This window comes from Saccharomonospora iraqiensis subsp. paurometabolica YIM 90007 (genome assembly GCF_000231035.2).
Taxonomy (GTDB): domain Bacteria; phylum Actinomycetota; class Actinomycetes; order Mycobacteriales; family Pseudonocardiaceae; genus Saccharomonospora; species Saccharomonospora paurometabolica.
On record NZ_KI912225.1, the window covers coordinates 98,639 to 99,282 of the forward strand.

Below are 644 nucleotides of genomic sequence, written 5' to 3' on the forward strand. Positions count from 1 at the left end.
CACGGCGACCCCGCACCCGGGGCGTCGGGCACATCGGAGGCGTCGGCACCGTCCGGGGCGTCCGTGCCGGCGACGACGCTGCCCGCGGTGCTGCGCGAGGCCCTGGAACGCACCGGGGCGCCCGCCCCGACCGTGGCTGTGGTGTCCGGGCCGTTCGGCCGACCGCCCGTGGACCCGTCGTCCTACGACGTGGGCGCGGGCGCCTGGCTGCCCAGCGCCGCCACGGCGGGCATGCCGATGCCCGAGGTCACCGGGGACGAACCCGCGGTGGCGTTCGGGCCGCGGCTGGCCGCCCACCGCGAGTCCGCCCTCACCCGGCACGCGACCGCGACGGCGGAGGCCCTGGATATCCGGGCCGACGACGTCGTGCTGTGCACCCGGCCGCCCAGTGACGTGGTGGGCCTGGGCACCGCCCTGGCCACCGCGCTGGCCGGGGGCACCTGCCTGCTCGACCCGTCCCCGGCGACCCCGCGCCGGGTACTGGGCGAACTCGGCCGGTTCGGCGCCACCCACCTCGTCACCGACGAGGCCACCGCCGCCGCGGTGACCGGGGAACGGCGCGACCCGGGCCCCGGCACCGGTGACTTCCCGCCCGAGGAGACGCACACCCCGCCGTGGCGGCACCTCGGCATCATCGACTCCGG

The 644-nt window shown here is 78.9% G+C and carries 1 pseudogene; it reads left to right on the forward strand.

The features are described from left to right. Nucleotides 1-63: 63 nt before the first annotated feature. Nucleotides 64-644: pseudogene (locus tag SACPADRAFT_RS32525) on the forward strand (AMP-binding protein); the annotation flags it as partial.